The organism is Ideonella azotifigens (assembly GCF_006519715.1).
Taxonomy (GTDB): Bacteria; Pseudomonadota; Gammaproteobacteria; order Burkholderiales; family Burkholderiaceae_C; genus Ideonella; species Ideonella azotifigens.
Window position 1 is genome coordinate 1 of the sequence record NZ_VIDT01000869.1, and the last position, 1,966, is coordinate 1,966.

The following is a 1,966-nucleotide window of genomic DNA, read 5'->3' on the forward strand; positions in this document are numbered from 1 at the left end:
GCGGCAAGTTCGAGGTGGCGCTGCTGCCGCAGGACACGCCGCAGGCCTTCGGGCTGGAGACGGTGGAATTCCTGGTTGCCGGGCATGCCGGGAGCGCGCCTCGGCCGCTGGCCAAGGTCGCCTCGGGCGGCGAGCTTTCGCGGCTGGCGCTGGCGATTGCCGTGACCACAGCGCAGCGCCGCGGCAGCGCGCCCAAGACTGCGGCGACAGACCTCAACCCCAGCACGCTGATCTTCGACGAGATCGACTCCGGCGTGGGCGGCACGGTGGCCGACGCCGTCGGCCGGCTGATGAAGCAGCTGGGCCAGAGCGTGCAGGTGCTGGCCGTGACCCACCTGCCGCAGGTGGCGGCATGCGCGGACCAGCACTTCGTCGTCGCCAAGGCCACGCGCCAGGGCAGGACGCACAGCCAGGTCACGCCCGTGAGCGGCGAGGCACGAGTGGCCGAGGTCGCGCGCATGCTGGGTGGCGACAAGCAGTCTGGCACCAGCCTGGCGCATGCGCAGGAGCTGATCAACCAGGCGGTGGCCGAGGCGGCACCGCGCGCGGCGCGCTTCCGCTGAGATGGCCATGAACGATTTGCCCGACCCGTCCGAGGACGATGTGGTGCCGGTGCCGGTCATGCCACCGGCATTGGAAGAGCGCGAGGTGGTGCTGGTCACTGGCATTTCAGGCTCGGGGAAGTCGGTCGCGCTGCATGCGCTGGAAGATGCCGGCTACTTCTGCGTGGACAACCTGCCGCCCGAGCTGCTGCGCGACTTCATCCGCGTCGAGCGTGGCCACGGCGTGCGGCGCATGGCGATTGCGGTCGACGTGCGTTCGGCCAATTCGCTGCCGGTGCTGCTGCCCACACTGTCGGCACTGAAGGCCGAAGGCGTGCGGGTGCGCAGCGTGTTCCTGAACTCGCACACCACCGCGCTGGTGAAGCGCTTTTCCGAGACCCGCCGGCCGCACCCGCTGAGCAAGCCGCTGGAAGGCGGCGACGACCCTCACCGTGCGCTGGTGGACGCGATCGAGCTGGAGCGCAACCTGCTGGCCGACCTGCGCGAGCAGTCCACCGTGCTGGACACCAGCGAACTGCGCCCGGCCCAGCTGCGACTGTGGGTGCGCGACCTGGTGGGTGCGACCAGCAGCCGGCTCACCCTGGTGTTCCAGTCCTTTGCCTTCAAGCACGGCGTGCCGCTGGACGCGGACCTGGTGTTCGACGTGCGCGTGCTGCCCAACCCGTTTTACCTGCGCGAGCTGCGGCCGCTGACCGGCCAGGACGCGCCGGTGGCGGCCTACCTGCGCGAGCAGCCCGAAGTGCTAGAGATGATGAGCCAGATCGAGGCCTTTGTGCGGCGCTGGCTGCCGGCCTTCGAGCAGGACCAGCGCAGCTACCTGACGGTGGCCATTGGCTGCACCGGTGGCCAGCACCGCTCGGTGTTTTTTGTCGAGACGCTGGCGCAGCGTTTCGCCGACCAGGTGGCCACGCTCAAGCGCCACCGTGAACTCGACGCGCGCAGCTAGGCGCGCCACACCAGAACCAATGCCTTTTCCGACCCAGGACCTGCCGCTGTTCCCGCTGCAGTCCGTGCTGTTTCCCGGGGGCCGGCTGGCCCTGAAGATCTTCGAGGCCCGTTACCTGGACCTGATCAGCCGCTGCCTTCGCGAGGGCACCGGCTTTGGCGTGGTGGGCCTCAGCCAGGGCAGCGAAGTGCTCCAGCCAAGTCAGGCCGGGCAGCCGGTGCGTTTCGAGCCCGTGGGCGTGCTGGCCCGGCTGCAGGCGGCCGAGGCCGAAGGCACCAACCTGCTGAAGATCTGGTGCGAAGGCGGCCCGCGTTTCAAGCTGCTGGGCGACGCCGTGCAGCAGCAAGGCCTGTGGGTGGCACCGCAGGTGGCCTGGCTGGACGATGACCTGCCCACGCCGCCGGGCGATCGATTCGCCGAAGCCGCCGCCGCGCTGGGTCGCGCTGATGGTCGAGAT

Annotated in this window: 2 protein-coding genes and 1 pseudogene; all 3 read left to right on the top strand. The window is 69.8% G+C overall.

The genetic code is table 11. From position 1 onward, the window contains the following. Positions 1–563, top strand: a pseudogene (locus FKP22_RS28645) (DNA repair protein RecN); the annotation flags it as partial. Positions 564–621: 58 nt separating this feature from the next. Continuing rightward, the gene (rapZ, locus tag FKP22_RS28650; RefSeq protein WP_141291520.1) at positions 622–1,509 is read left to right on the top strand and encodes an RNase adapter RapZ; all 888 of its coding nucleotides are present in this window, start codon (positions 622–624) and stop codon (positions 1,507–1,509) included. 19 nt (positions 1,510–1,528) lie between these two features. Then, on the top strand, positions 1,529–1,966 hold a 438-nt coding region (locus tag FKP22_RS28655; protein WP_141291518.1), incomplete at its 3' end, for an LON peptidase substrate-binding domain-containing protein.

Bases quoted from the DNA above. Each gene is read 5' to 3' on its own strand.
- rapZ (WP_141291520.1), top strand. From the start codon at position 622: ATGCCACCGGCATTGGAAGAGCGCGAGGTGGTGCTGGTCACTGGCATT.